General features: G+C 67.9%; 1 protein-coding gene. It reads right to left on the bottom strand.

The window, feature by feature from the left end; translation table 11 throughout:
• Window positions 1-194: 194 nt before the first annotated feature.
• Window positions 195-405 (bottom strand): hypothetical protein (locus tag HFC70_RS26565; protein ID WP_210259474.1); only part of this gene is annotated, 211 nt, incomplete at its 5' end.

Raw genomic sequence — 405 nt, 5'->3', positions numbered from 1 at the left:
GCCTTGAACATCGCCACGGCCCAGCCCTCGTCGTCTTCGTTCTTGATGATCTGGGCGGTCCAGCCCTGGTCGCGCCAGAGTCGGGGTTCGTGCAAGGGGGCGTCGTCGAGGTCGGTCGTCATGGGCAGTGGGCAGAGCCGGCCACAAAAAAGCGGGCCGAAGCCCGCCATTGTCGAGGTGACGCGGTTGCAGTCTCAGGTGCCCGGTGTGGCCGCAGGTGCGACCGGTGCCACGCTGGGCGTGACGGCCGGTGCGCGGGTGATGCGGGTCTTGCCGCCAGTGGTGATCAGCACCACCGCCTCGCCGCCGCTGAAGCTCTCGCTGCCCTTGGCCTGGATGACGGAGCGGCGCTCGCCGTTGCGCAGTTGCACGATGATTTCCAGTGCCTCTTCCTTGGTGGCCGAG

Source organism: Agrobacterium sp. a22-2 (genome assembly GCF_012276985.1).
GTDB lineage: Bacteria > Pseudomonadota > Alphaproteobacteria > Rhizobiales > Rhizobiaceae > Allorhizobium.
Note: the sequence above shows the minus strand (reverse complement) of the source record. Positions and strands in the feature narration are given on the sequence as shown.